We start from the raw sequence: 26,250 nt of genomic DNA on the forward strand, positions 1-26,250 counted from the left end.
GCCGCTTCGGCCAGTTCGTCGGCGCGTGTGACCGGGTCGGGCCGGACGGCCGAGGGTGACTATTTTCGGCCACAACCTGTTTTAGAACATACATAAAGCATGACAAACCGTGCGGGTATACGCGCCATACAGGGCAAACCGGATGGCTTGAATCATGCTGTTATGTGGATCATGAGACCCTTACGTTTTCCTTATGAACAACACATTGAAGCGACTTTCCGTGACGGGCTTCGCGGCGGTGGCGATATTCGCCACGACCACGGTGACCAATGCCAGCGCGGCGAGTGGCGGAGCTGGGTGCTCGGTGACCGGCGCCTCGGGGAGTCTCACGTTCACCAACTGGACCGCCAGACATGTGGACATCAGCGGTTGGGTCAAGGACACCGCTGCCGATGGTCGCCATGTGGCCATTCGATTCGTTTCCATAGACAGCGGAACCGGATGGGTGACGGAGTGGCCCTGGCACTCCAACTACAACGGAAACGGATCGACCATCTCCTTCACCACTTACGCGTCACCCGCCGGCGATACTCTCGACTACATCGGCGCGCAGGTGGCGGTCATGGACGGGAGTACGATTGTCCGTTCCTGCACGAACTATGCCTGAGCCCCCGCACCTTCACTCTCGTTGACATATCGGCCCATGCGATTTTCGAATGGGCCGATAGGCGACCGCGTTATGAGAGATCAACCCTCCTGGAAGCCCCGCAGGATCCAGTCGAACTGCTTGCTGGTGGTGGCCCAGTCGTCGGCCGGCGAGGCCGCGTAGATGGCGTACTCGGTGCCGTCGCTCTCCATGTACGCGACGTCGATGGCATGGTACGGCCCCGGGAAGTAGTGCGGCGGGTCCTTGGCCAGCGCGTTCCACGTGTATTCCCAGCGGACGCCCGGCTGGTCGCGGAAGAGCTCGTCCTTGAGGCTCAGCTTCTTGTAGTCCTGCAGCCGCCGTGAGACCCGCTGATCCAGGTTGCTCATGTGCTCGTACGAGGTGCGGAAGTCCGGCGCGGTGTCGACGGCGACCCGCACGAGGTGCTTGCCCTTGTCGGGAGAGTAGTCGACCTGCCGGAGGCCGTCCTGGTCGATGGAGACGGACCGCTTCCACCCCTTGGGCAGGGAGATGCTGAAGCCCACCGGGTCGTGGTGCTGCTCCCAGCCGGCGGGCAGGGTCCCGGCACCGCCCGGCGTGGCGCTGCCGCTCGCGGAGGGCGAGCCCGTGGCCGGACCCGCACCGGTGCTCGACCCGGTGTTCTGCTCCATGCCGCCCCACTCCTGGAAGGCGACCGCCGCACCACCGCCGAGCACCGCCGCGGCGGCGACGACGAGGACGAGGGTGCGCAGCCGGCGGCGGGGCCGGGGCCGTACCGGCGCCGGACCCCGCGGCGTGGGCGCCACGGCCGTCGGCCCGGTCCTGGAACGGCCCGGACGCCCCGGTGCTCCGGGACCGTGGACGGTCCCCATGGAGCCGGAGCCGGAGGTGGGGCCGTAGCCGGAGGTGGGGCCGTAGCCAGAAGTGGGGCCGTAGCCGGAAGTGGGTCCCGTGGGGCTGTAACCCGAGGTGCTCGGCCCACCGGTGTGCAGGCCCGAGCCCTGGGTCGGGATGAACGCCTGGGCCGCGTGCGGGCGGCGGCCCTCCGCCGCCTCGGCGAGCATCTGCTCCGCCTCCTCCGCGCCCGGCCGGCGTTCCGGTTCCTTGTGCAGCAGGGCGGCTATGACGGGGCCGAGCGCACCGGCGTGGCGCGGCGCGTCGGCCTCCTCCTCCACGACCGCCTGCATGGTGCTCAGCGGTGAGGTGCGGCGGAACGGCGAACGGCCCTCGACCGCCGTGTACAGCGTGGCGCCGAGCGCCCACAGGTCCGAGGCCGGGCCGGGATCGTTGCCGCGCACCCGCTCGGGCGCGAGGTAGTCGACCGAGCCGACGACCTCGCCGGTACGGGTGATGGTGGAGTCGCCCTCGATCTGGGCGATGCCGAAGTCGGTGAGCAGCACCCGGCCGTCCCGGCCGAGCAGGACGTTGCCGGGCTTGACGTCCCGGTGCAGCACGCCCGCCGCGTGCGCCGCGCGCAGCGCCCGCAGCACCCACAGCCCGATACGGGCGGCTTCCGCGGGCTCCACCCGCCCCCGCTCCTTGACCGCGTCGGCCAGCGAATTGCCCTCGACCAGCTCCATGACGATCCAGGGACGGCCGTCGTGTTCGAGGACGTCGTGCACGGTGACGACGGCGGAGTGGTTGATCCGCGCGGCGGCGCGGGCCTCCGCCCGGGTCCGGGCGAGCAGCACCGCACGGTCGCTGTCGGAGACGTAGAGCGCCGCGGTCAACTCCTTGACGGCGACCGTCCGGTGCAACACCTCGTCGTGGGCGCGCCACACCCGGCCCATGCCGCCGCTGCCGATGGAATCGGCAAGCCGGTAGCGGCCCGCTATGAGCAGGCCCTGCATCTGATTCACGTTGCCCCGCAATGCTCTTGACAGGGTCAGACTAAGGACCGGTCAACCAACTGGGAACCAGCGGGGTACCAAGGTGACAGCACTGTGACGCTTGTCGCCGCCCGAACCGTCCAGTACCGGCCACCCGGTATACGGGGCGCTCAACCCGTGTAGCGGTACGTCGCCGTGGCCTGCTCGTACAGCCGGGTCACCGCGTCCCGCTGGGTCTCGGGACCGCGCACCTGGATGAGGTGGTAGCGGCCGTTCAGCAGAATCGCCATGTTCCTCACGAACAGGTCGCGGCCCTGGCCGTCGGTCCAGGTGAACTGGCCCTCGGCCATGGTCCGCCCGCCCACCTCGATGGTTCTCAGACCGGTGGCCGTGGCCCAACTGGAGTCGCGGTACGGCTGGAGCTCGCTCTCCTTGTCCCGCTGGTAGGCCATCGGGTCACTGCCGTACGTCGACGCGCTGTCCCTGCCCGGTACGACGATCAGCTCGAAGGCGTCGTGCGCGTACACCACCTGGCCGCTGCCGTTCTTCGGGGTGCGGTCCCAGCCCTTGGCGACGGCGATCTGGAACCCCTCCGGATCCTTGCGCAGGGTGAAGCCGTCGGCCACCGCCGGGTCGCCGCCGGTCTGCGGCTCGGTGGCGGGTGCGGACGTGGACGGGCTGCCACCCTGCTCGGAGGGGGGCTGCCGGGTGGCCGAGGGCACGGAACCGACGTCCCCCGCGCTGCGGGTCCGGTCGCTGCCGTCGGCCCCGCTCGCCCCCTGTTTGGGCATGAACAGCAGCGCATACGCGATCGCGCCGGCCAGCAGGAGCAGGATCAGCAGAAGCAGGGTCCGGCCGAGACTGCGCGGGGAACGCCTCTCCTCCCGGCCCCGTTCGCGCTTGTGCCGGCCGTGCGGATGGGTGTCGGGCAGCGCGGCGCGCCGCCGCCGCATCCGCACCAGCTCGCCGCGCCGCCGGACGATCGGCAGCCGGCTCGGGTCGGCGGGCGGCACGGGTACGACATGGGTGCCGGCGTCCGGCTCGGGCGCGGAGCGCACCAGCGAGCGCAGCCAGCCGTTCAGCTCCTCGAAGTCCAGGCGCTCGGTGGGGTCCTGGCGCAGCAGCGACTCCACGACCGGCCGCAGCGGGCCGCACTCCTCGGCGAAGGCGGGCGGCTCGGCGCACACCAGCTGCACCAGCTCGGCCGTCGACTCCTCCGGATACGGCGCGTGCCCCTGCACGGCCCGGAACAACAGCGCACCCAGCGCCCACAGATCGGTCGCCGGTCCGATCGGCGCCGCCAGCTGCCAGTTCTCGTGCACGGGCCCGGCCTGCTCCGGCGCCCACCGCTCCGTCACCGGCCCCACCACGGTCATCCGCACCTGCCGCGCCCGCTCGGCCTCCAGCGCACTCGCGGGCCCACGCCGCCCACCGTCCGCTCCGGGGGCGTTCCAGTGGGGGTGGGCGGGGGCGGGGGCACCGGTGGCGTGGGGGTGCGGGCCTTGGCGGGCCGGTCCGGTGCCGTAAGGGGGCGGGCCGGAAGCTTGGCGGGTGGGGTCGGTGGGGGTCCGATGGGTGGTGGCGGGGTCCGGGGCCGGGGTCTGGCCCGGGACGGACGGGCGGGGGTTCGCCGAGGGGAGGCCGGGGCGTTGCGGGCCGCTGCTCAGGGCCGAGGAGGGGCCGGCGGCAGCGGGGCGCGGTGCGGCGCCGTGCCAGGGGGCGCCCTGCACTCCGTAGGGATCGGCGATCCGGCCGGACGGGGTCGTGGTGCCCGGAGCGCCGGAGTACGGCGGCTGGGATGTGCCGTCGGTCCGGGTGGCGCCGGTGTCGCCCTCGGCGGGCGGCCGGGCGCCGGGCAGGGCGGCGCGCCCGTTCTGCCGGGCCTCCTGCACCCGGGCGGCGGCACGGGCACCCGCGCGGTACGCGGCGATGGCCCCGGCGCGGGCGGCACGGACGTCCGCGCCGTTCTCCAGGGGCCGTTGCCCCGCCGGGCCGGGCACACCGGCCCCGCCGGACACCCCGTTCGCCCCCGGCACCGGCAGCCCGCCGGCTGCCCTTGCCTGGATCGCGGCCCGTCGCGCTGCCTCGCGGTCGACGTCCGCGGACGGCACTCCGCCCGCTCCGGCCGCCCCGTCGGCCACCCCCCTCGCCCCGTCTCCGGAACCGGTGGCATGCCCACGGCCCCCGGTGAAGGGAGTCGCACCCGGATCCCGGCCTGCTCCCGGCCCACCGGACCCCGTAGCCCCATCCAGGCCACCGACCGGCCCAGGAGCAGCGCCCAGGCCGCCGGCGGCCCGAACTGCGGCCCCCGGATCAGCCGCCTCCGGCTCCGTCCCCGCTCCCCCGGCGGCCCCCTCTGCCAGCCCTTCCTGGGCCGGCACCGGGTCGTACCCGCACAACGCCTCCTCCGCGGCGCCGACGGCGAGGCCGGTCAGCATGACTCGGCCGTCGTCGCAGACGAGCACCGTGCGGGCGGTGATGTTGCGGTGCACCCAGCCATGGCCGTGCAGCACCCGGAGCGCCATGAGCACGTCGGCCGCGACCTCGGCCGCCCGGTACGGCGACAGCGGCTGCTCGGCGAGCAGCGCGGCCAGCGGGCGCGCGGTCACCAACTCGCTGACGATCCACAGCGACCCGCCCTCGGCGAACACGTCGAAGACCTGGTCGAGGCGCGGATGGTCGGGGATGCGGGCCGCGGCCTGCGCGGCCTCGACGGCTCGCCGTACGGCCGGGTCGGCGGGCCGCCGGGTGGCGGTCCGGGCGTCCGGCGTCCGCCGGGCCCCGGCCCCGCGCTCACGCGCGGTGAAGCCCTCGGGCAGCCCCTCCGCGTCCAGCACCTCGGCCTCGACGACCTCCGGCAACGGCACCTGCCGGACGAGCACTTCCTGACCGCTGTACGTGTCGAAGGCGCGGGTCTCGGTGAGTTCGTACTCGTCGGAGGGCGGCAACGGCAGGCGGTAGCGGTCGGCGAGCACCCGACCCGCGTAGTCGTCCACATTGCCTCCCCCGGCAGCCCGGTCGGTCATATCCGTTCGCCTCGCGACCCGTTTCGCACACGCTTCCGGCTGCGTACGGTCCGCAACCATTCACGATACGTGCCGGAGGCAATCCGCATTAAGCGGATGACGGATTCTCACGCCCCAAACCGTCGTCAGGAGCCTACGACTTGGGCTCGAAGGACGCCGTCAGCGTCTGCCACGTGTCCTTGCACAGCGCGCTGTCCCAGTCCGCGGCCTTCGCGGTGTACATCAGTCCGTAACCGAGATGACCGTTGACCACGAATCCACGGTCGATGGTGCGGTACTTGGTGCCGTCGTCGCCGACGTAGGTGAACTCCCAGTCGGCCGTGTTCCAGCCGCGGTAGTCGACCTTCTCGATGCGGATCCTGTGGTACTGGGAGCGCACCATGGAGCGCTCCAGGTTCTCCCAGTCCGCCACCGGGTCGTCCTTGGGGGTGCCGGTCCAGCCGATGAGCAGCCTCTGCCCGTCGGGACCGGTGTAGCGGTCGCCCGCGCTGTCGGTCGACTTGTACGACCAGCCCTTGGGCAGCCCGATCGAGTACCCCTGACCGCCCTTGCGGGTCGACACCACCGGCGCGGTCCCGCCGTCCTTGGCATCGGACTTGCCGGCCGAGCCGGAATCGTCGGTGGACGCGCTCGCGTCGGCGGCGGAGCCCGAGGCGGTACCGGTGCCGCCCGACGACGGGCTCGCCGCGTCCGTCTGCGCCCCGCTGCCGGTGCTCTTGTCGCCCTTGTCCCGCTTCGTGGACGCACTGGCGCTCGCTGCCGCCTTGGCTCCGCTGCCCTTGCCGCCCTTGTCGTCGCCGTTCAGGGCGAAGGCCAGGACGATGCCGAGCACGGCGAGGAGGACGATCACCGCGATGATCACCAGCGTGCGCTTGGGCACCACGTCGGTCAGCGGCGCCCTCGGCACCGATCGCGTCGGCAGGTCCAGGTCCGGCGGCGGCACCACGGGCCAGCCCGAACTCGGCTTGTTCGCGCTGGAGTTCGGCACACCGGCGGCACCAGAGGCAGAACCGGCCTGTCTGCCGGTGGATCCGGCACCGACCCCGCTGGAGGAGGCCGACCGCACCCCGCCCTGTCCGGCAGGACGTGCCCCGCCCTGTCCGGCAGGACGTGCCCCGCCCTGGGTGCCTGTGCGTACCCCGCCCTGGGCGGCAGGACGTCCCCCGCCCGCGGCGGCACCCCCCGCACCCGCGGCTGCGCCGGTGTCCGGCGCGGCCGCGTCGCCGCCGCTCTTCGTCCGGGCGGACGCGGCCGCCGTGGCAGCCCCGGCCGCCTTGCGGACCGAACGCAGCGCGCCGCGCAGCTTCTCCCCGGCCTCCTCGCCCCGCCTGCCCTCGGCCGGGCCCGGGTGCGGCGGCAGCGGCACCACGCGCGTGGCGTCCATCGGCTCCGGCTCGGGTGCGTGGATCACGGCGTTGAGCATGGCCCGGGCGCCCGCGTCGTCGAGCCGCTCGGCCGGGTCCTTGGTGAGCAGGCCGTAGATGACGTCCTTGAGCGGGCCCGCGTTCTTGGGCTCCTCCATGGGCTCGGTCATCACCGCGGTGAGCGTGGCGATCGCCGAACCCTTGTCGTACGGGGGCACGCCCTCGACCGCCGCGTACAGCAGACCGCCGAGCGACCACAGGTCGGCCGCCGGGCCCGGCTTGTGGCCGCGGGCACGCTCGGGGGAGATGTAGGAGGGGGCACCGACGAGCATGCCGGTGGAGGTGATGGACGGGTCGCCCTCGACCTGCGCGATACCGAAGTCGGTGAGCACGACCCGGCCGTCCTCGGCGATGAGCACGTTCGACGGCTTCACGTCCCGGTGCAGGATGCCCTCGCGGTGCGCGGAGCGCAGCACGTCGAGGACGGCGAGTCCCACCTCGGCGGCGCGCTTCGGCTCCAGCAGGCCGTCCTCGCGGATGACCTCGGCGAGGGACTTGCCCTCCACCAACTCCATGACGATCCACGGCCGGTCGTCCTCGTCGACCACGTCGAAGACCGTGACCGCGCTGTTGTTGCGGATCCGGGCGATCGCCTTGGCCTCGCGCAGGGTGCGCGTGATCAGGCGCCGCTTCTCCTCCTCGTCGATGTTCGACGGGAACCGCAGCTCCTTGACGGCGACCGTCCGGCCCAGGGTCTCGTCCTCGGCGCGCCAGACCGTGCCCATGCCGCCCCGGCCCAGCACGTCTCCCAGCCGGTACCGCCCGGCGAGGAGACGACGCTCGCTCTTGTCCTGACGAGTCCCCTGACGAGATGTTCCCGCCCGCTCCGCCTCCGACATGCGTCCCCTCATACAACCCGCCCTGACAGAGGCTCCATTGTCTCTCACCCGACAAGTGGCCGACGCCCAGGGGGCCCTTCGCCTCAGGCGGGAGCCGGTGCACCGGTTTCGGGGAAATGCGCCTGGTTTCGGCCGGGGTGACGGGCGTTCGGCTGCCCGGGGCGCCCCGCTCATGGGCGGCTACGGCCGCGCTCCCTCAGGTGAACGGCACTATGTCCGGCGCTCCCAGTCTCGCCGCGTCCGCCGTCAGGTCGTCGGGCTGGCGCTGGGACTCGCGCTCGGCCTCCACCCGCTTCTCGTAGTGCTCGACCTCGCGCTCGATCTGGTCCTTGTCCCAGCCGAGCACCGGTGCCATCAGCTCGGCCGCCTCCCGGGCGCTGCGGGTGCCCCGGTCGAAGGTCTCGATGGAGATGCGGGTGCGGCGGGTGAGGACGTCGTCCAGGTGCCGGGCGCCCTCGTGCGAGGCCGCGTACACCACCTCGGCGCGCAGATAGTCGTCGGCCGCCTGCAGGGGCGCGCCCAGGGCGGGATCGGCGGTGATGAGGTCGAGGACTTCCTCGGCCAGGGAGCCGTACCGGTTCAGCAGGTGCTCCACGCGCGCCACGTGGAGCCCGGTGCGGGCGGCGGTGCGGGCGCGCGCGTTCCACAGCGCCTGGTAGCCCTCCGCGCCCAGCAGCGGAATCTCCTCCGTCACGCTGTCGGCGACCCGCGTGTCCAGGCCGTGCACCGCCTCGTCGACCGCGTCCTTCGCCATCACGCGGTAGGTGGTGTACTTGCCGCCCGCCACGACCACGAGCCCCGGCACCGGATGGGCGACCGTGTGCTCGCGGGACAGCTTGCTGGTGGCGTCGGACTCGCCGGCGAGCAGCGGGCGCAGACCGGCGTACACCCCCTGCACGTCGTCGCGGCCGAGCGGCACCGCGAGCACCGAGTTGACGTGCTCCAGCAGGTAGTCGATATCGGCGCTGGACGCGGCCGGATGGGCCTTGTCGAGGTTCCAGTCGGTGTCGGTGGTGCCGACGATCCAGTGCCGGCCCCAGGGGATGACGAAGAGGACGGACTTCTCGGTGCGCAGGATCAGGCCGGTGGTGGAGTGGATGCGGTCCTTGGGCACGACCAGGTGGATGCCCTTGGAGGCACGGACGTGGAACTGGCCCCGCTCCCCCACCATGGCCTGCGTGTCGTCGGTCCACACCCCGGTCGCGTTGACGATCTGTTTGGCGCGGATCTCGTACTCCCCGCCGCCCTCCACGTCCTGCACCCGGGCGCCGACCACGCGCTCGCCCTCGCGCAGGAACCCGGTCACCCGCGCGCGGTTGGCCGCCTTCGCGCCGTAGGACGCCGCCGTGCGCACCAGCGTGGCCACGAAGCGGGCGTCATCCATCTGCGCGTCGTAGTACTGCAGGGCGCCGACCAGGGCGTCCTTCTTCAGGCAGGGGGCTACGCGCAGGGCGTGACGGTGGCTCAGATGACGGTGCAGGGGCAGGCCCCGGCCGTGGCCGCGGGCCATGGACATCGCGTCGTAGAGCGCGACGCCCGAGCCGGCGTAGAGCCGCTCCCAGCCCTTGTGCTGCAGCGGGTAGAGGAACGGCACCGGCTTCACCAGGTGCGGGGCGAGCCGCTCCAGCAGCAGTCCGCGCTCCTTCAGTGCCTCGCGGACCAGGGCGAAGTCGAGCATCTCCAGATAGCGCAGACCGCCGTGGATGAGCTTGCTGGACCGGCTCGAGGTGCCGGACGCCCAGTCGCGGGCCTCGACCAGACCGGTGGACAGGCCGCGCGTGACGGCGTCCAGCGCGGTGCCCGCGCCGACGACCCCGCCGCCGATCACCAGCACGTCCAGCTCCCGCTCCGCCATCGCCGCCAGTGCCTCGGCGCGCTGCGTCGGCCCCAGAGTCGCTGTCCTCACGCTGCCTCCCGCTGTCGCAGACTCACTCGCGTCGGCCGCACCCGGTGGGCGAAGCCCCGGTTCGTTCATCCCCTCGTCATGCCCAAATTCTGACCGGCTTGCCCGACTTCAGCCACCACGCGTTCCCAACCTGTGGACAACTCGCACACAACCCTCGGAAGACACACGAACAGAATCACGCATAACAGTCATATGTGTACCTAGTCTGACATTGCACGCGCTCATCCTGTCCACAGCGGTTGCGCGCCTGTCCCGCTTCGGCTATGGGAAGGACCGCCCACGCCATGCCCGCAGACCTCGCCGTCATCGGACTCGGCCCCTACGGCTTGCCGCTCGCTCAGGCCGCGGTCGCCGCAGGCATCCCCACCGTCGGTTACGCCACCGGCCCCGAGGCGGGCTCCCTCAGTCCCGCCGAACTGCGCCGGATGCACGCCGCGGGTTTCCGGCCCGGCACCGATCCGGCCCAGCTCGGCCGGGTGCGCACCGCGGTGATCTGCGCGCCGACCCCGCGCGGCGCCGACGGCGGACTCGACCTCGGCCAGGTGGAGGCGGCCGCCCGTACCCTCGCCAAGCGGCTGCGCCCGCACACCACCGTCATCCTGGAGTCGCCGGTGCTCCCCGGCACGACCGAGGAGTTCCTGCGCCCCCTGCTGGAGGAGGGCTCGGGGCTGCGCGCCGGCCGCGACTTCCACCTCGCCTACGCGCCCAGCCGGGTCGATCCCGGCAACCGCGACCACTGCCCCGCCAACACCCCCAAGGTCATCGGCGGCCTCACCCCCGCCTGCACCGAGTCGGCCGCCACCTTCTACGGCCGGCTCACCGACAAGGTGGTACGCGCGCGTGGGCTGCGCGAGGCGGAGACCGTACAGCTGCTGGAGACCAACTTCCGGCACGTCAACATCGCCCTCGTCAACGAGATGGCCGTGCTGTGCCACGAGCTGGGTGTCGATCTCTGGGACGTCATCCGGTGCGCGGAGACCAAGCCCTTCGGCTTCCAGGCGTTCCGGCCCGGCCCGGGCGTCGGCGGGCACGGTGTCGCGCAGGACCTGACCGGGCACGCCACCCGCACCCTGCGCATGGTGGAGCTGGCCCAGCAGGTCAACAGCCGGATGCCCCGGTACGTCGTCCAGCGCGCCGCCACCCTCCTCAACGAGCACGGCAAGTCCGCCCGTGGCGCGCGGGTGCTGCTGCTCGGCGTCACCTACAAGCCCGATCTCGCCGATCTGCAGGGCACACCGGCGCAGGAGATCGCGATCCGGCTGATGGAACTGGGCGCCTCGGTGAGCTTCCACGACCCCCTGGTGGCCTCCTGGAGCGTGCTGGACCGCCCGGTCCCGCGGGCGGACTCGCTCTACGAGACGGCCGCCGACGCCGACCTGACGATCCTGCTCCAGCAGCACCGCACGTACGACCTGCAGGGGCTGTCGGTGAAGGCGCAGTTGCTGCTGGACACGCGCGGGGCCACACCCACGGGGGCGGCGCACCGGCTCTGAGCCCGGTCACGAACGGAAAACAGCCGGGGCGTTGTCGTCCCTGGCTGTTAATCTCCCCCGGACTTGCCGCACGCGCGTGTGCCGGGGGTTTTCCGTTTCCGTCCTTCAGTCGTGCTCCATATCGGGGGATTTCTGTCATGAGCCAGTCAGCTCCACCGCCGCAGTCGCCGCAGCCCGGTCCGGTCGACGGCAACCCGTACGCGCAGCAGGCCCCGGCCGGCGCGCCGTACCCGCCGCAGCCGGGCGCCCCCGTCGCCCCGGCGGGCGCTTTCGCCCCGCCTGCGCCGACCGCTCCGGCCCGGAACAACGTCGTCCTCGGCATCGTCGCCGCGGTCGTCGCCGCCGTGGTCGCGGCAGCGCTCTACGGCCTCGTCATCGGCGCCACCAAGCACGAGATCGGCTACGCGGCCGTCGGCGTCGGCATCGTCGTCGGTCTCGCGGCCGGCAAGGCGGGCGGCCGTAACCCGGCGCTCCCCGTGGTGAGCGCGATCCTCGCGCTCGGCTCGGTGTACATCGGCCAGCTGGTGGGCGAGGCCATGATCGGCGCCGACCAGCTGCACGTCGGCTTCAACGAGCTGTTCTTCCAGCACTTCGACGTGGTCCAGAAGGTCTGGAAGGACGACGCCGACCCGCTGACCTTCCTCTTCTTCGCCATCGCCGCGTTCGCCGCGTTCTCCGGCGCCAAGAAGGCCGCCGCGTAACGCCTTCCCACAAGCGGCAAGGCCCGGCCACCTCGTCGGTGGCCGGGCCCTGTGCGTTCGTACCGCTCCTGTGGGCGCGTCAGCGGCGGTGCTGGCTGTCCGCGACCGTCACCTCGACCCGCTGGAACTCCTTCAGCTCGCTGTAGCCGGTCGTGGCCATCGCGCGGCGCAGGGCGCCGAAGAAGTTCATCGAGCCGTCGGGGGTGTGGGACGGGCCGGTGAGGATCTCCTCGATGGTGCCGACCGTGCCGAGGCCGACCTTCTTGCCGCGGGGCAGCTCCTCGTTGACCGCCTCCATGCCCCAGTGGTGGCCCTTGCCGGGCGCGTCCGTGGCGCGGGCCAGCGGAGAGCCCATCATCACCGCGTCGGCGCCGCAGGCGATCGCCTTGGGCAGGTCGCCGGACCAGCCGACGCCGCCGTCCGCGATCACGTGCACATACCGGCCGCCGGACTCGTCCATGTAGTCACGGCGGGCCGCGGCCACGTCGGCGACGGCCGTGGCCATCGGGACCTGGATGCCCAGCACATTGCGGGTGGTGTGGGCGGCGCCGCCACCGAAGCCGACCAGCACGCCGGCCGCGCCGGTGCGCATCAGGTGCAGGGCCGCGGTGTACGTGGCGCAGCCGCCGACGATCACCGGGACGTCCAGCTCGTAGATGAACTGCTTCAGGTTCAGCGGCTCGTGCGAGGACGACACGTGCTCCGCCGAGACCGTCGTACCGCGGATGACGAAGATGTCCACGCCCGCGTCCACGACCGCCTTGGAGAACTGGGCGGTGCGCTGCGGGGAGAGCGCGGCGGCCGTGACCACGCCGGAGTCCCGCACCTCCTTGATGCGCGCGCCGATCAGCTCCTCCTTGATGGGCGCCGCGTAGATCTCCTGGAGGCGGCGGGTCGCCTGGTCGGCGGGCAGCTCGGCGATCTCGTCCAGCAGCGGCTGCGGGTCCTCGTACCGCGTCCACAGGCCTTCGAGGTTGAGCACGCCGAGGCCGCCGAGCTCGCCGATGCGGATCGCGGTGGCCGGGGAGACCACGGAGTCCATGGGGGCGGCCAGGAACGGCAGCTCGAAGCGGTAGGCGTCGATCTGCCAGGCGATCGAGACCTCCTTCGGGTCCCGCGTACGGCGGCTGGGGACGACGGCGATGTCGTCGAAGGCGTACGCCCGGCGGCCGCGCTTGCCGCGCCCGATCTCGATCTCAGTCACGTCTCTAGGCCTTTCCCTATGCGTTGCAGCGCCTTCCAGTATCGCCGACGGGCAGGGCACAAGCCCTCCGCGGGGACGACAGCGGCGGCCCCGGATGCTCCGGGACCGCCGCTGGATGGCCTTCACGCGCGCGTGGATGCGCGGTCGTGCTACCTGAGAACTACCTCTTGCTGCTGTAGTTCGGCGCCTCGACCGTCATCTGGATGTCGTGCGGGTGGCTCTCCTTCAGGCCCGCGGAGGTGATCCGCACGAACCGGCCGTTCGCCTGCAGCTCGGGCACGGTCTTGCCGCCGACGTAGAACATCGACTGGCGCAGACCGCCGACCAGCTGGTGGACGACGGAGGACAGCGGGCCGCGGTAGGGCACCTGGCCCTCGATGCCCTCGGGGATCAGCTGCTCGTCGGAGGCAACGCCCTCCTGGAAGTAGCGGTCCTTGGAGAACGACTTGCGCTCGCCGCGGGACTGCATGGCGCCCAGCGAGCCCATGCCGCGGTACGACTTGAACTGCTTGCCGTTGATGAACAGCAGCTCGCCCGGGGACTCCTCACAGCCCGCGAGCAGCGAGCCCAGCATCACGGTGTCGGCACCCGCGACCAGGGCCTTGGCGATGTCGCCGGAGTACTGCAGACCGCCGTCGCCGATCACCGGGACCCCGGCCTCCTTGGCGGCGAGCGCGGCCTCGTAGATCGCGGTGACCTGCGGGACGCCGACGCCGGCGACCACGCGCGTGGTGCAGATCGAGCCGGGGCCCACGCCCACCTTGATGCCGTCGGCGCCCGCGTCGACCAGGGACTGGGCGCCGTCGCGCGTGGCGACGTTGCCGCCGATGACGTCGACACCGGAGGAGTTCGACTTGATCTTGGCGATCATGTCGCCGACCAGCCTGGAGTGGCCGTGTGCGGTGTCCACGACGATGAAGTCGACACCGGCCTCGATCAGGGCCTGGGCGCGCTCGAAGGCGTCACCGGCGACACCGACCGCGGCACCGACCAGCAGGCGGCCCTCGGCGTCCTTGGCGGCGTTCGGGTACTGCTCGGCCTTGACGAAGTCCTTGACGGTGATCAGGCCCTTGAGGACGCCCTCGTCGTCGACCAGCGGCAGCTTCTCGATCTTGTGCTTGCGCAGCAGCTCCATGGCCTCCGGGCCGGAGATGCCGACCTTGCCCGTGACCAGCGGCATCGGGGTCATGACCTCGTGCACCCGACGGCCGCGATCGCTCTCGAAGGCCATGTCACGGTTGGTGACGATGCCGAGGAGCCGCTTGTCGCCGTCGGTCACCGGGACGCCGCTGATGCGGAACCGGGCGCACAGCGCGTCGGCCTCGGCGAGCGTGGCCTCCGGGTGGATGGTGATGGGGTCGGTGACCATGCCGGACTCGGAGCGCTTCACCAGGTCGACCTGGTTGGCCTGGTCCTCGATGGAGAGGTTGCGGTGCAGCACGCCCACGCCGCCCTGGCGGGCCATCGCGATCGCCATGCGGGACTCGGTCACCTTGTCCATGGCGGCGGACAGCAGCGGGATGTTGACCCGCACGTTCTTGGAGACGTACGAGGCGGTGTCGATCTCATCGGGTGCCATGTCCGACGGGCCCGGCAGCAGCAGCACGTCGTCGTAGGTCAGCCCGAGTGTCGCGAATTTTCCGGGCACTCCGTCGACGTTGGCAGTCATGACACCTTCCCCAAATGGCCTTGATCGGTGCGGATGTCCATGCTAACGGGAAGCATCGCTAGCAAATTCCACGGTACGGGGTGGCTTCAGGCTTCGTATGTTCGTACGGAAGCCGAAGCATGCCTGTTCAACAAGGGGAGCTGCAGGGGCTCCGTACAAGGGTGTTACTGCTCGGCGAGCGCCCGCAGGCGGCTCAGCGCCCGGTGCTGGGCGACCCGGACGGCGCCGGGTGACATTCCCAACATCTGCCCGGTCTCCTCCGCGGTCAAGCCCACGGCGATGCGCAGCAGGAGCAGCTCGCGCTGGTTCTCCGGCAGGTTGGCCAGCAGCTTCTTGGCCCACTCGGCGTCGCTGCTGAGCAGGGCGCGCTCCTCGGGGCCGAGGGAGTCGTCCGGCCGCTCGGGCATTTCGTCGGACGGCACCGCGGTCGACCCCGGGTGACGCATCGCGGCGCGCTGCAGGTCGGCGACCTTGTGGGAGGCGATGGCGAAGACGAACGCCTCGAAGGGGCGGCCGGTGTCGCGATAGCGGGGCAGCGCGAGCAGGACGGCGACGCAGACCTCCTGGGCGAGGTCCTCGACGAAGTGACGCGCGTCGCCGGGCAGCCTGGACAGCCGGGTTCGGCAGTAGCGCAGCGCCAGGGGGTGGACATGGGCGAGCAGATCGTGCGTGGCCTGCTCGTCCCCGTCGACGGCGCGATGGACGAGCGCACCGATCGCCCCATGGGCCGTGCCCGCCTCGTCGTCGCGCATCGGTCCATGGTGCCTTGTGGCCGTCCGGTCCGTCGCATTGTGCTCGTGGTTGTGCACCGAAGCGTTATGAGCAGGTGCGCCGGCACTCATCTCCTGCGCCCTCCCCTTCCGCTCGACCGACTCGTCCCCGAGAGACTCCACACCTCAAGGATGCGGCATCCGCGCCGAAACGAGCAGCGCGCCTCTGGCGGGCCGACTTGCGCAGCGTCCGCCGCGGCGGCGTGCGCAGTCGTGCGTCGGGGGCGCCTGGTGCCTCGCCGGGCGGGGCGGACCACGGGTGTTGATGGAGTGGATCTCCGTACGCGCGCGTGGCCGACCCGGCGGCCGGCCGGCCGCCGCGCGGCAGCTCCCGTGTGACCGGCTCCACCCCGCGAGCGCCCGTCACGGCCGCGTCCCCGGGCAACCGGAACACCCGTCATGGCATTTCACCGGCACCCACCTCCGCGTTGTGCTGGTGCGGCGGGGGTGCCGAGGGGTGCGACCGTCCGCGTGGCGCGTGGGCGCCGCACGGAGGATGGCCCGTCGTCCGGACGTCGCGCCCGCGGGGCGGGGCAGAACGCGCTGCCACGGCAACGGAGCCACAGCGCATCCCCACGCACGCACGCGTGCGTGCCGCGCCCCGCAGGGCGTCGCCCACACCAGACACCGCACGACTGGCGCGACACACCGGCACGACAGCTGAACCGAAAGACGCCGTCGCCCACGCCCCGCCCCGCACGGCTGGGCAGAACCCGCCCCACGGCAACGGAGCCACAGCGCATCCCCACGCACGCACGCGTGCGTGCCGCGCCCCGCAGGGCGTCGCCCACACCAGACACCGCACGACTGGCGCGACACACCGGCACGACAGCTGAACCGAAAGACGCCGTCGCCCACGCCCCGCCCCGCACGGCTGGGCAGAACCCGCCCCACGGCAACGGAGCCGCAGGGCGATTCCACGCGCGCGTGCGTGTCGCCAGGGCGCGTCCCCGAAGAGCGCGGTCGTCCAGCCCCGCGCTGGGCCAGGACATGGTGCTCCGGTGCCTGAGCCCGGCGCGGTGGCGTACATGCGTCGCGTTCCGGTCGGCGGTCGGCCCGGGACTCCCCGAGGGGGCCGGTGAGACATCCCGCTGCTGCCAGGGGAGGCGGATACGTGCCCGGCGCCGGGCCGGGCCCGCCTGCCCCGCAGGGCTGGGCACTGTCTACCGGACCAGTCCCCAGCGGAAGCCGAGCGCCACCGCGTGGGCCCGGTCCGAGGCGCCGAGCTTCTTGAACAGGCGCCGCGCGTGCGTCTTGACGGTGTCCTCGGAGAGGAAGAGCTCGCGGCCGATCTCGGCGTTGGAGCGGCCGTGACTCATGCCCTCCAGGACCTGGATCTCACGCGCGGTGAGCGTGGGCGCGGCGCCCATCTCGGCCGAGCGGAGCCGGCGCGGGGCCAGCCGCCACGTTGGGTCGGCGAGGGCCTGCGTCACCGTGGCGCGCAGCTCGGCGCGCGAGGCGTCCTTGTGCAGGTAGCCCCGGGCGCCGGCGGCGACCGCGAGGGCCACGCCGTCCAGGTCCTCGGCGACCGTGAGCATGATGATGCGCGCGCCGGGGTCGGCGGACAGCAGGCGGCGCACGGTCTCCACGCCGCCCAGGCCGGGCATGCGCACGTCCATCAGGATGAGATCGGAGCGGTCGGCGCCCCAGCGGCGGAGGACTTCCTCGCCGTTGGCCGCCGTCGTCACACGCTCGACACCGGGCACGGTCGCGACCGCGCGGCGGAGCGCTTCTCGGGCAAGCGGGGAGTCGTCGCAGACGAGGACGGATGTCATGACCGCCCTCCGCAGCTGATGCGCGTCACCTTGAGCCTCCAGGCTGGTACGGAATCGTCACCTGTGCGGTCGACCGTCTCGGACGCCTGCCCGAGCGCTTCTGTTTTCAACCGCCTCCGCACTCTCAACGACGGTCACTCGAAAGAGTTACGGGGCTACGTGCCGTCTTCGGCACTCTACGTGAGGGTCTCGTCACCGCGCAGACCTGGACATCAGACCCTCAACTTTTCATCACAACTATGCCCCGTTTGGCCGCTTTTCTTCCCGTTTTGAGGTGTCTGCGGCTAGATTCGCAATGAGTCATATTTTCATCTCCTTAGACCGGAGATGTACGGTCGTTGGCACCGTATCCGCTCAGAACGGCTACAAGGGGTCACGTAATGGCAGATTTCTCCCGCCTTCCCGGACCGAACGCGGACCTGTGGGACTGGCAGCTGCTGGCTGCCTGCCGCGGCGTGGACAGCTCGCTCTTCTTCCACCCCGAGGGCGAGCGCGGGGCGGCTCGGAGCGCTCGCGAGAACTCGGCCAAGGAGGTCTGCATGAGGTGCCCGGTCCGCGCGGAGTGCGCGGCGCACGCACTGGCGGTGCGCGAGCCGTACGGCGTGTGGGGCGGCCTGACCGAGGACGAGCGTGAGGAGTTGATGGGGCGCGCGCGCAACCGCCTGGTGACGGCTTCGACCGCCGGCGCGGACACCGCCCCGAACCACTGAAGGAACGTTTCAGCACCTACAGCCCGCTGGGTGCGCTCATTTCCACCACCCCAGGGCACGCTGCGTCACCACGTGCGTGCCCTTGACCCTGCCGAAGCCCCCTGCAGAGGCGTGCCTCCGGTCGCACCGCCGGATGGGATGCCCGCCTCGGACGGACGGGATGCCCGCCTCGCCGGTCAGCCGCGCCCCGTCGCCCGGGCCAGTTGTTCCAGCGTCGCCGCCACGGCCGGCACCTGTGCCAGGTCGGGCAGGGTGAGGGCGACGATCTCGCGCCGTACCGCCGGTTCCAGCCGCACCGTGCGCACGCCCCTGGGCCGCACCGACTCCACCGCCAGCTGGGGCAGTACGGCGACGCCCAGGCCCGCGCCGACCAGGCCGACCACCGCGGGATAGTCGTCGGTGGCGAAGTCGATGCGCGGGGTGAAACCGGCCCCCTCGCACACCTCGACCAGCTGACCGCGACAGCGCGGGCAGCCCGCGATCCAGGGCTCCTGGGCCAGCTCTCCGATGCCGACGCTCTCCGCGCGCGCGAGGCGATGCCGCTCGGGCACCAGCGCCACCAGGCGGTCCATCAGCAGGGGCCGTACGACCAGGTCGTCCCAGTCCTCGGCGACAGCGGCGCCCTCGTAACGGAAGGCCAGGGCCAGGTCGCAGTCGCCCTCGCGCAGCAGCTCGACGGACCTCGGGGGCTCGGCCTCCTCCAGGGAGACACGGGTGCCGGGGTGGGCGGCGCGGAGGGCGGCCAGGGCGGTGGGGACCAGGGTGGAGCTGCCGCTGGGGAAGGAGACCAGCCGGACCCGGCCGGCTCGCAGGCCCGCGATCGCGGCGACCTCCTCCTCGGCCGCGGTGAGCCCCGCGAGGATGCCGGACGCGTGCCTGACGAGGGCTTCGCCGGCCTGGGTCAGGCGCATCTCGCGGCCGGTGCGGACCAGCAGCGGGGTGCCGACCGAGGTCTCCAGGGCCTTCATCTGCTGGCTGACGGCGGGCTGGGTGCAGCCGAGCTCGCGCCCCGCCGCCGAGAAGGAACCGGTGGCGGCGACGGCGCGCAGGACACGGAGATGACGGGCCTCGATCACCGTTCGAGCATAAGGGCATCTTGGGGTCGGCGTGCAATATTCGCTCGACGCTTTGAGGTGTGGTCCCGTACCGTGCGGTCATGAAGCTTCTCTCGGTCAATCTGGGCCGCCCGCAGCCGGTGCCGTACACGGACCAGGCGGAGGGCGTGACAGGCATCGACAAGAAGCCGGCCGACGGGCCGGTGCGGGTGGCGGCGCCGGGCCCCAAGGGCGTCGGCGCGAGCGGGCTGGCCGGGGACGCGGTGTGCGAGCTGCGGCACCACGGCGGAGACGACCAGGCGGTGTACGCCTACGCGCGCGAGGACCTCGACGACTGGGAGCGCGAACTCGGCCGGTCGCTGGCCAACGGCTGCTTCGGCGAGAACCTGACGACGGACGGTCTTGACGTCTCCGGGGCGCTGGTCGGCGAGCGCTGGCGGATCGGTTCCGGGGTGGTGCTGGAGGTGACCTCGGGCCGGATCCCGTGCCGTACGTTCCAGGGCCATCTGGGCGAGCGCGGCTGGGTCAAGAGGTTCACACGGAAGGGCGCAACGGGTGCCTACCTCCGGGTGATCGAACCGGGTGAGATACGGGCGGGCGACCCGATCGAGATCGTGCACCGGCCGGATCACGGGGTGACGGCCGCGCTGCAGTTCCGCGCGGTCACCACCGAGCGGGAGCTGCTGCCGCGGCTGCTCGCGGCGGGCGAGGCACTGCACCCGGAGTCATTGGAGAAGGCCCGCAAGTACATGGCGGAGCAGCAGGGCTGAGCAGCCGTCAGCAGTGATACCCGGCGGTCCGCGCAAGCCGACCAGGCCAACCAAGCCGACTGGCCGTCGCGTCCGGCCGGGAGGCCCGGCACGGCGGCCGTCAGCCGCGGACACGGCGGACCGACCGGGGTTCGACCAGACCGACCGGGAGGCCCATCACAGCGCGAGCCCTCCGTCAACCGGAAGGCCCGACCCAGGGCATCCACCAACCGGGCGGCCCGACACGGACCAGGCGCGCCCGCCGGCCGGGAGGCCCGGCACAGCGCAAGCACCCGTCAACAGGGCGGCCCGGCACAGACCGGGGCGCGCCCCCCCCGACGAGAGACCCCGCGCAGGGCAGAGCATCCGGCAACCGGAAGGCCCGACGCAGAGCGCCCACCGACCTGGCGGCCCGACACGAACCAGGGCGTGCCCGCCGTCCCAGAGGCCTCGCGCAGACCGGGGCCAGCTCGCCGACCGAGAAGCCCCGCACAGCGCAAAGCCCCCGTCAACCGGGCGCGCCCGGCGCCGGGCGGCGCGTCCTTCGCCCCGGAGACGGGCGCAAATCAGGCGCCCCGCATCGGCCCCGCCCCGCCAGGGCCCTGCACACACCGTCGTACGGGCCGTCACCCGAACCCACACCGTCCAACTCCCGTGTCCGAGGGGAGCGGACGCGCTCGCTCCGGGTCAATACCCTTGGGCCATGACAACGGCTCTGATTACGGGATCGACCGCGGGAATCGGTGCCGCGTTCGCGCGGCGGCTGGCGGCTGACGGGCACGACCTCGTCCTGGTGGCCCGGGACACCAAGAGACTGCACGAACAGGCGACCGAACTGCACGACCGGCACGGCATCGAGGTGGAGGTGCTGACCGCCGACCTGTCCGAGGACAAGGGCATCGAGACGGTGGCCGGCCGCCTCGGCGACCGGAAGAACCCGGTCGACCTGCTGGTCAACAACGCCGGGTTCGGCAACAAGGGCCGCTATCTCGAGGTGCCCATGGCCGACGAGCTCAAGATGCTCAAGGTGCACTGCGAGGCGGTGCTCCGGCTGACGTCGGCGGCGACCGAGGCGATGCGCGAGCGGGGCCGGGGCGGAGTCGTCAACGTCGCCTCCGTGGCCGCCTTCGTGCCCCGGGGCACCTACGGCGCCTCCAAGGCCTGGGTCGTGCAGTTCACCCAGGGCGCGGCGAAGGACCTGGCCGGCAGCGGCGTCCGCCTGATGGCCCTGTGCCCCGGCTTCGTGCGCACCGAGTTCCACCAGCGGGCCGGGATGGGCACGGACAACATCCCCGGCTGGATGTGGCTGGACGCCGACAAACTGGTCGCGGCGGCTCTGTCCGACCTGGCCCGCGGCAAGACCCTGTCGATCCCCGACCCCCGCTACAAGGCGCTGATGGGCCTGGTGAAGGTCACCCCGCGGGGGCTGCTGGGCGGGATCACGTCGAAGACGGGGCGGAAGTACGGGCCGCAGTAGGCGCGGCCCGGGCCTCGGCAGGCGCCCTGTGTCCGCCGCTCATGGCGGCCAGAGCGATCTCCGCCATGCCGGGGTCCGTTGCCGGCAACTCGGGAAGGCACCGTGGCCACCAGCCACGCTCCAGAGCCAGACCAGGTGCACCCTCGCCCGGGGCCCTGTCACGGTCCGGGCGAGGGTCAGATGCGCCCTGGCCGCCTCCCGTCCCGTGCCGATCCCCCGAGCCAGGTGTTCCGCCGGCTCGGATGCGCCGTGCAGGACACAGGCGTCCACCAGATCGGCCTGGGCCGTCGCCCTGTCGGACAAGCCCGGGACTCTGTCTGCAAGCGAGTCCGCGCGGTCAAAGTCCCCGAGCGCGACCGTCGCATGCACCAGGTCCCGCACCACCATGCGGTTCGCCCGGCCTCCCTCGATCAGCTCTTCTGCCTGGCCAGTTCCCCCGAGCATGCATGACGTCATAGTGGCAAAGGACGGCAAGCGGTCGGCCCGGATGTGGCATCACAGAGCGCTAAGCGACAAAAACCCGCCAGTGAGACAATTGTGCCGTCCTATCCCAGCGAAGGGAGCCGGGAGGCGGCGTCATGACCTTCGTACAGCTCATCGAGTGCAGGACCAGCCGGCTGGACGAGATGAACCGGCTCATGGACGACTGGGTCGAGCAGACCAAGGGGAAGCGGACGGCGACGCACGCGCTGGTCGGGAAGGACCGTTCGGACGCGTCGCACATCGTCGAAGTGGTGGAGTTCCCGTCGTACGAGGACGCGATGCGGAACTCGAAGCTGCCGGAGACCGACAAGATCTTCCAGGGGATGGTCGCCCTGTGCGACGAGGTGCCGACGTTCATCGATCTGGACGTCGTACGGGACGAGCGGCTGGCCGAGGACACGGTACGGCGGTTCTACGCGGCGCTGGAGTCCTCCGGCGAACTGCCCCCGCTCAACGACCTGCTGGACGAGGACATCCACAGCCACGATCCGGTGAACCCGCAGGACACCATCGGACTGGACAACGCCCGCAGCGAATTCCGGATGTGGCGCGGGGGCTTCGACTTCACGTTCACGGTCGAGGACGTGTTCACCCAGGGCGACCGGGCCTGCGCCCGGTGGACCTGGAACGCCACGCACAACGGCGACTTCCTCGGCATCCCGCCCACCGGCAGGCAGGTCACCATGACCGGGATGACGCTGTTCCGCCTCACGGACGAGGGCAAGATCGCCGAGATGTGGTGGCAGCACGACCAGCTGGGGCTGATGCAACAGCTGGGGGCGTTGGACGAGTTGGAGCAATAGAAGGCACACACCCGGGAGCCCCCGGCATCGGGGGCTCCTCCATGACTGCGCACGCCTGCGCTTCGCTCTGCCGACCCCGAACCGAATGTCATAGGGGCGGAACGGGTGGGGCAGCGGGTCGTCGAACTGGCGGAACGGTCGGGTCCGCGTGCCGTCCTGCTCGCCCATGAGGCGGGGCTGATCGCCCGGTGCTGGGAGGCGGGAGGCCGGGAGCTGCTGGCCTCGCTCCGGATCCACGGGCAACGCCGACGCTGGACGGACGGACCGTGGAGGTGGTGGACCGGGCCACGGAGTGGGAGGTGTCGGGCGGGCTGTTTCTGAAGGACCTCCGATCGAGTCCCGTCCGCTCGTGAGGGCATACACCCGAGTGGCTTGTTCCACTCCGTGATTGCCCGGTTTCGCTTGCCAACTGCCGTTACCGGCGACTCACTTGCATGAAGTCCGGGTCCCTACCTCCCCGGATACAGCAAGGCGGCTGACAGATTCGGCTTCGCCCCGTACCGGAACACCTGGCCGGAGGCAGTGAGCCGGGCGACGGCCCTGGCGAAGCCGGGCGAGGAGCACAAGAAGAACCCGTCAACCGGGATGTGGCGCCTGGTACACCAGATCGTGCCCGCTCACCGCCAGGTCCGACCGCAAGGGGTGCCAAGGTCCTACCGTGCCAGGTAGGCGTCCAACCCGGCCGCAGCCAGTGCCGAGAGGGCCTCGCGTTCGGGCCGGCTGCGCAGTCGGACCAGTACGTGGTCGTCGTCGACGAGACAGTCGGTGTACGGCAGCGTACGCGAGAGCAGTTGCGCGAAATCGTCGCAGGCGGCACGCACGTCGACGCCGTCCAGCCCGATCCACACGTGCAGGGTGCCGTCCTGGACGGATAGTTCGACATCAACCGGCGTACCAGCCGCGCCGGCCGCCTCTCCGCACCACCGCAGCGTCTCCTCCAGCGCGGCGAGCTGCGTCGGCAGCGGCTCGAACTCCTCCCGGCGCATGTCGTCGCGGACCGAGACACCGGTGCAGATCGCCTGGTCACACCACCAGTCCTGGACGATGTCACGCACCGTTTTCTCCGGCAGAGGGGCGTCGAGGACTCGCAGCACGGCGTCCGCCGCCAGGCGCCGGACGGTGCTCGCTCCGTCGGTTCCCTCCTCGGCCGTCATCCGGCACAGGGGCGAACGCGGGCCACGGCGGGAGTCGGCCACGACCTGTCGGTACAGCTCGCGCAGTGTGTCGGGCACGTCCACGCCCGGCCCGCCGAACAGAGGGTCGACACGTCCGGACCAGGCCTGGAAGGCCTCGGTGTCCCCGGTCGCGAGGAGGTCGGTGCCGAGGTCGCCCCGGCTGAGCATGCGGGCGCGCTGCCGTTCGGTGGTCTGCCCGAGTCCTTCGATCTGGGCGCGGAGCAGGTAGGCCAGTAGCTCGGTTTCGTCGGGGGTGAGTGCATCGACGAGATCGTCGGCGGGTGCGGCGAGCACGTCGAGGACGTCCTGCGCGGTGGCCTTGTCCGCGTCGGTCTTGGAGCAGGGCCCGCCCGCGGGCACGGTCCACCGGTGGGCGCGGCCTCGCGCGTCGTGCAGCACGACGGTCGAGGTGTGGGCCTGCAGGTGCCCGGTCCCGGAGGCCTCGTGCTCGAAAGCGCAGGTGAGCCCGAACGAGCTCGCCATGGCGGTGAGCACGGTCACCGGGTCGTGCCGGTGCTGGAGTCCGGTGAGCCAGTCGTCGAGGAGGACCGGCCTGCGGTGTACCAGGCGCGTCCCGTGCATGCGCCAGGCGGTGGCGACGACGGCCTGGGCGGCGTCGGCGACCATCGTTTCGCGCATATTGACCGCTCCACGGCCGGTCAGGAGGCCTTCGGCCAGGGCGAGCGCGTCACCGAGCCGGGAGGTGTCGTCGTTTGCGGGCGTGTGGATGCGGGCTTCGTCCTCGTCGGGCAGCAGCCCGTGGGCCAGCACTCGGTGGGCTCTCGCGAGCGTGGCCAGGTGATCGAGGACGACGGAGCCGTGGTGGGCGAGCAGCTGGTTGTCGCGCTGGTGGACGGCGGTCACGTCGGCCTGGTGCTCGTAGGCGTACGAGGCGTGGGTGAGGGCCTGAGCGAGCAGCCCGTCGACCCTGTTGCCAGTGAGTTCGAACATCGCCTTGAGGTCGGCGACGGCGTCCTTGTGCATCAAGGGCGGGGTGAGGTACGGCTGCGGTACGGCGGTGGGCCGTGGGACTGCGGGCCGGGCGGGCGCACCCGTTCCGGCCGTGCCTGCCAGCGGGTATGCACGCAGCAGGGCGCGGGCGGCGGCTGTCCGTGCGGCCTTCTTCGACGGGCCCGTGCCGTCGGCGGTGCGACCGCCGCGCGTACGGGCGACGGCCGTGAAGGTCTTGCTGTGATCGGGCCCCTCCTCGGTGAAGGCGTAGGTCAGATCCTCCTTGGCGAAGCGGACCTGCGCCGCGGTGACAGGGTCGGCGGTCTCGTCGTCAGCGGGCGCGTCCAGGCCGGTGCAGACCGTCCTGACCAGTCGCCGCGCGATGTCGTGGGCGCCGACGAGGCTGAGCGTGCCGAGGATCTGCGAGGCGACGGTCTCCGTGACCGAGGGCGCCGGGTTCTGCGCCTCACCGGCTCCCATGCGGACGAGGCCGTGCTCGGCCGCCCACCGGGCGAGCGTGCTCCGGGCGACCGCCAGGCGCCGGTGGTGTTCGGAGGACTGCGCTCCGACCTTCGCCGGCTGGTTCGCCTTCGTGTAGGCGTCGATCAGGATCACACTGAGGGTGGTGCGGCCGAGCCGGTCGAGCACGCCCAGCACATACGGGCTCACGGCTGTGCGGGCCGACCTGCTCTCGTAGAGGTGACTGCGGTGCTCGGCGGCGAGCCCCAGCCAGGCGATCACGTCATGGCCGGCGTTCCACGAGCCGACGGCCTGCTCCACGGCCGTGTGGACTGTCTCACCGAACGTCCCCACCAGCGCGGCGGGCGGCTGGGACAGCGCAGGATGGGTGACATCGGTGCAGTTCAGCTGTCGTACGACACGGATGTACGGCTGGATCGGTTCGGGAGGTGGCTGGTGGCCTGGGCGGGGCCGGAGCGTGGGGGTCGCCCGGGCGGGGGTGGCTTTCTTGCGGTGCGTGGGCTCGGGCCGACGACGGATGGGGCGCGCGGATGACGGCTTCTGCTTCTGGATGCGCCTGCCGGCGGGCCGGCCGTCCCGATCAAGGGCGTCCTGGAGGTGTCCGGTGAGCCAGCGGGGCAGGTCGACGGGGGGCACACCGCCGTCGAAGAACTTTCCGGCCAGGTCGACGCAGTACGACCATCGGTCCCACTCGGACCTGGCCGCGCACTCCTGACCGACCCTGCGCAGGGCGGCTCGCATGCGGGCGTACGAGACCTGCCGCCCGGCGAGGCTGTACGACGTCCGATGCCGCGCAGCCTCAATGGCGAGCGCGATCCTGTGCACGGGTGTCGGCGCCGCGGTCTCCCGCAGCGACACGATGCCGACCCAGCGGTTCATGTCCCTCCCGGTCCCGGGCCGCTGAACCTCGCCCGGCGTCTCGACGGGTGGCGTCGGCACGCTCCCCGGCGTCGCACGCACAGGCTGTGTCCGCCGACCCGCTGTTCCCCCTCCTCGTTCCGCCGTACCTGGCCATCGCTCGGCAAGTCCGGTGGAACCCCCAGGTGAGCGTATGTCTCCGCCGACCGGTTCGGGGAGGGTTCAGCGAGACGGATCACCACGGCGCGCGGGTCTGGCCTACGAGGGCTGGCTGGGCGTGCCGGTGT

Annotated in this window: 17 protein-coding genes; 7 read left to right on the forward strand and 10 right to left on the reverse strand. The window is 71.8% G+C overall.

Annotated features, from left to right (window positions below; translation table 11 throughout):
- The first annotated feature begins 193 nt into the window (after positions 1-193).
- Positions 194-607 carry a hypothetical protein gene (locus tag ACWCQS_RS02530; RefSeq protein ID WP_451002759.1) on the forward strand — a complete coding sequence of 138 codons (414 nt, stop codon included), beginning with the start codon at positions 194-196 and terminating at the stop codon, positions 605-607.
- Positions 608-687: 80 nt separating this feature from the next.
- On the opposite strand, the gene ACWCQS_RS02535 is transcribed toward ACWCQS_RS02530, so the two are convergent.
- The 4 genes from ACWCQS_RS02535 to ACWCQS_RS02550 form a co-directional block, all read right to left on the reverse strand.
- A complete protein-coding gene (locus tag ACWCQS_RS02535; protein ID WP_451002760.1) occupies positions 688-2,436 on the reverse strand; it encodes a serine/threonine-protein kinase in 1,749 nt (582 codons plus the stop codon).
- 149 nt (positions 2,437-2,585) lie between these two features.
- Positions 2,586-5,441: a protein kinase gene (locus tag ACWCQS_RS02540; RefSeq protein WP_451002761.1), complete on the reverse strand. Its 2,856-nt coding sequence runs from the start codon at positions 5,439-5,441 to the stop codon at positions 2,586-2,588.
- 133 nt (positions 5,442-5,574) lie between these two features.
- Positions 5,575-7,704 carry a protein kinase domain-containing protein gene (locus ACWCQS_RS02545; protein ID WP_451002762.1) on the reverse strand — a complete coding sequence of 710 codons (2,130 nt, stop codon included), beginning with the start codon at positions 7,702-7,704 and terminating at the stop codon, positions 5,575-5,577.
- Between the two features lie 196 nt (positions 7,705-7,900).
- Positions 7,901-9,610 carry a glycerol-3-phosphate dehydrogenase/oxidase gene (locus tag ACWCQS_RS02550; protein WP_388619740.1) on the reverse strand — a complete coding sequence of 570 codons (1,710 nt, stop codon included), beginning with the start codon at positions 9,608-9,610 and terminating at the stop codon, positions 7,901-7,903.
- A 284-nt stretch (positions 9,611-9,894) separates the two neighbouring features.
- On the opposite strand from ACWCQS_RS02550, the gene ACWCQS_RS02555 reads away from it, so the two are divergent.
- Together ACWCQS_RS02555 and ACWCQS_RS02560 are read left to right on the forward strand one after the other, a co-directional pair.
- The gene (locus tag ACWCQS_RS02555; protein ID WP_451002763.1) at positions 9,895-11,103 is read left to right on the forward strand and encodes a nucleotide sugar dehydrogenase; all 1,209 of its coding nucleotides are present in this window, start codon (positions 9,895-9,897) and stop codon (positions 11,101-11,103) included.
- A 137-nt stretch (positions 11,104-11,240) separates the two neighbouring features.
- The gene (locus ACWCQS_RS02560) at positions 11,241-11,804 is read left to right on the forward strand and encodes a hypothetical protein (protein ID WP_451002764.1); all 564 of its coding nucleotides are present in this window, start codon (positions 11,241-11,243) and stop codon (positions 11,802-11,804) included.
- A 79-nt stretch (positions 11,805-11,883) separates the two neighbouring features.
- Here ACWCQS_RS02560 and ACWCQS_RS02565 read toward each other — a convergent pair whose 3' ends face one another.
- From ACWCQS_RS02565 to ACWCQS_RS02580, 4 genes are all read right to left on the reverse strand, one after another.
- Complete coding sequence (locus ACWCQS_RS02565) at positions 11,884-13,008, reverse strand: GuaB3 family IMP dehydrogenase-related protein (protein WP_450984268.1); 1,125 nt, start codon at positions 13,006-13,008, stop codon at positions 11,884-11,886.
- Positions 13,009-13,168: 160 nt separating this feature from the next.
- Positions 13,169-14,677, reverse strand: a complete 1,509-nt coding sequence (gene guaB, locus ACWCQS_RS02570) for an IMP dehydrogenase (protein ID WP_450984267.1) — start codon at positions 14,675-14,677, stop codon at positions 13,169-13,171.
- 164 nt (positions 14,678-14,841) lie between these two features.
- Positions 14,842-15,429, reverse strand: coding sequence for a sigma-70 family RNA polymerase sigma factor (locus tag ACWCQS_RS02575; RefSeq protein WP_030641278.1), 588 nt, complete (start codon positions 15,427-15,429; stop codon positions 14,842-14,844).
- A gap of 1,181 nt (positions 15,430-16,610) precedes the next feature.
- Complete coding sequence (locus ACWCQS_RS02580) at positions 16,611-17,222, reverse strand: response regulator transcription factor (protein WP_003948568.1); 612 nt, start codon at positions 17,220-17,222, stop codon at positions 16,611-16,613.
- Between the two features lie 380 nt (positions 17,223-17,602).
- On the opposite strand from ACWCQS_RS02580, the gene ACWCQS_RS02585 reads away from it, so the two are divergent.
- The gene (locus ACWCQS_RS02585) at positions 17,603-17,932 is read left to right on the forward strand and encodes a WhiB family transcriptional regulator (protein WP_388619730.1); all 330 of its coding nucleotides are present in this window, start codon (positions 17,603-17,605) and stop codon (positions 17,930-17,932) included.
- A gap of 176 nt (positions 17,933-18,108) precedes the next feature.
- Here the strand turns inward: ACWCQS_RS02585 and ACWCQS_RS02590 are convergent, their stop codons facing one another.
- Complete coding sequence (locus tag ACWCQS_RS02590) at positions 18,109-19,008, reverse strand: LysR family transcriptional regulator (protein WP_451002765.1); 900 nt, start codon at positions 19,006-19,008, stop codon at positions 18,109-18,111.
- Positions 19,009-19,088: 80 nt separating this feature from the next.
- Here ACWCQS_RS02590 and ACWCQS_RS02595 point away from each other — a divergent pair, with 80 nt between their 5' ends.
- From ACWCQS_RS02595 to ACWCQS_RS02605, 3 genes are all read left to right on the forward strand, one after another.
- Positions 19,089-19,757, forward strand: a complete 669-nt coding sequence (locus tag ACWCQS_RS02595) for an MOSC domain-containing protein (protein ID WP_451002766.1) — start codon at positions 19,089-19,091, stop codon at positions 19,755-19,757.
- A 682-nt stretch (positions 19,758-20,439) separates the two neighbouring features.
- Positions 20,440-21,213 carry an SDR family NAD(P)-dependent oxidoreductase gene (locus ACWCQS_RS02600; RefSeq protein ID WP_388619723.1) on the forward strand — a complete coding sequence of 258 codons (774 nt, stop codon included), beginning with the start codon at positions 20,440-20,442 and terminating at the stop codon, positions 21,211-21,213.
- Between the two features lie 578 nt (positions 21,214-21,791).
- Positions 21,792-22,499 (forward strand): ester cyclase, encoded by a 708-nt coding sequence (locus tag ACWCQS_RS02605; RefSeq protein WP_451002767.1) that lies wholly within the window; start codon positions 21,792-21,794, stop codon positions 22,497-22,499.
- A gap of 653 nt (positions 22,500-23,152) precedes the next feature.
- Here ACWCQS_RS02605 and ACWCQS_RS02610 read toward each other — a convergent pair.
- Positions 23,153-25,984 (reverse strand): putative dsRNA-binding protein, encoded by a 2,832-nt coding sequence (locus tag ACWCQS_RS02610; RefSeq protein WP_451002768.1) that lies wholly within the window; start codon positions 25,982-25,984, stop codon positions 23,153-23,155.
- Positions 25,985-26,250: the final 266 nt, after the last annotated feature.

Source organism: Streptomyces sp. NPDC002076 (assembly GCF_053593835.1).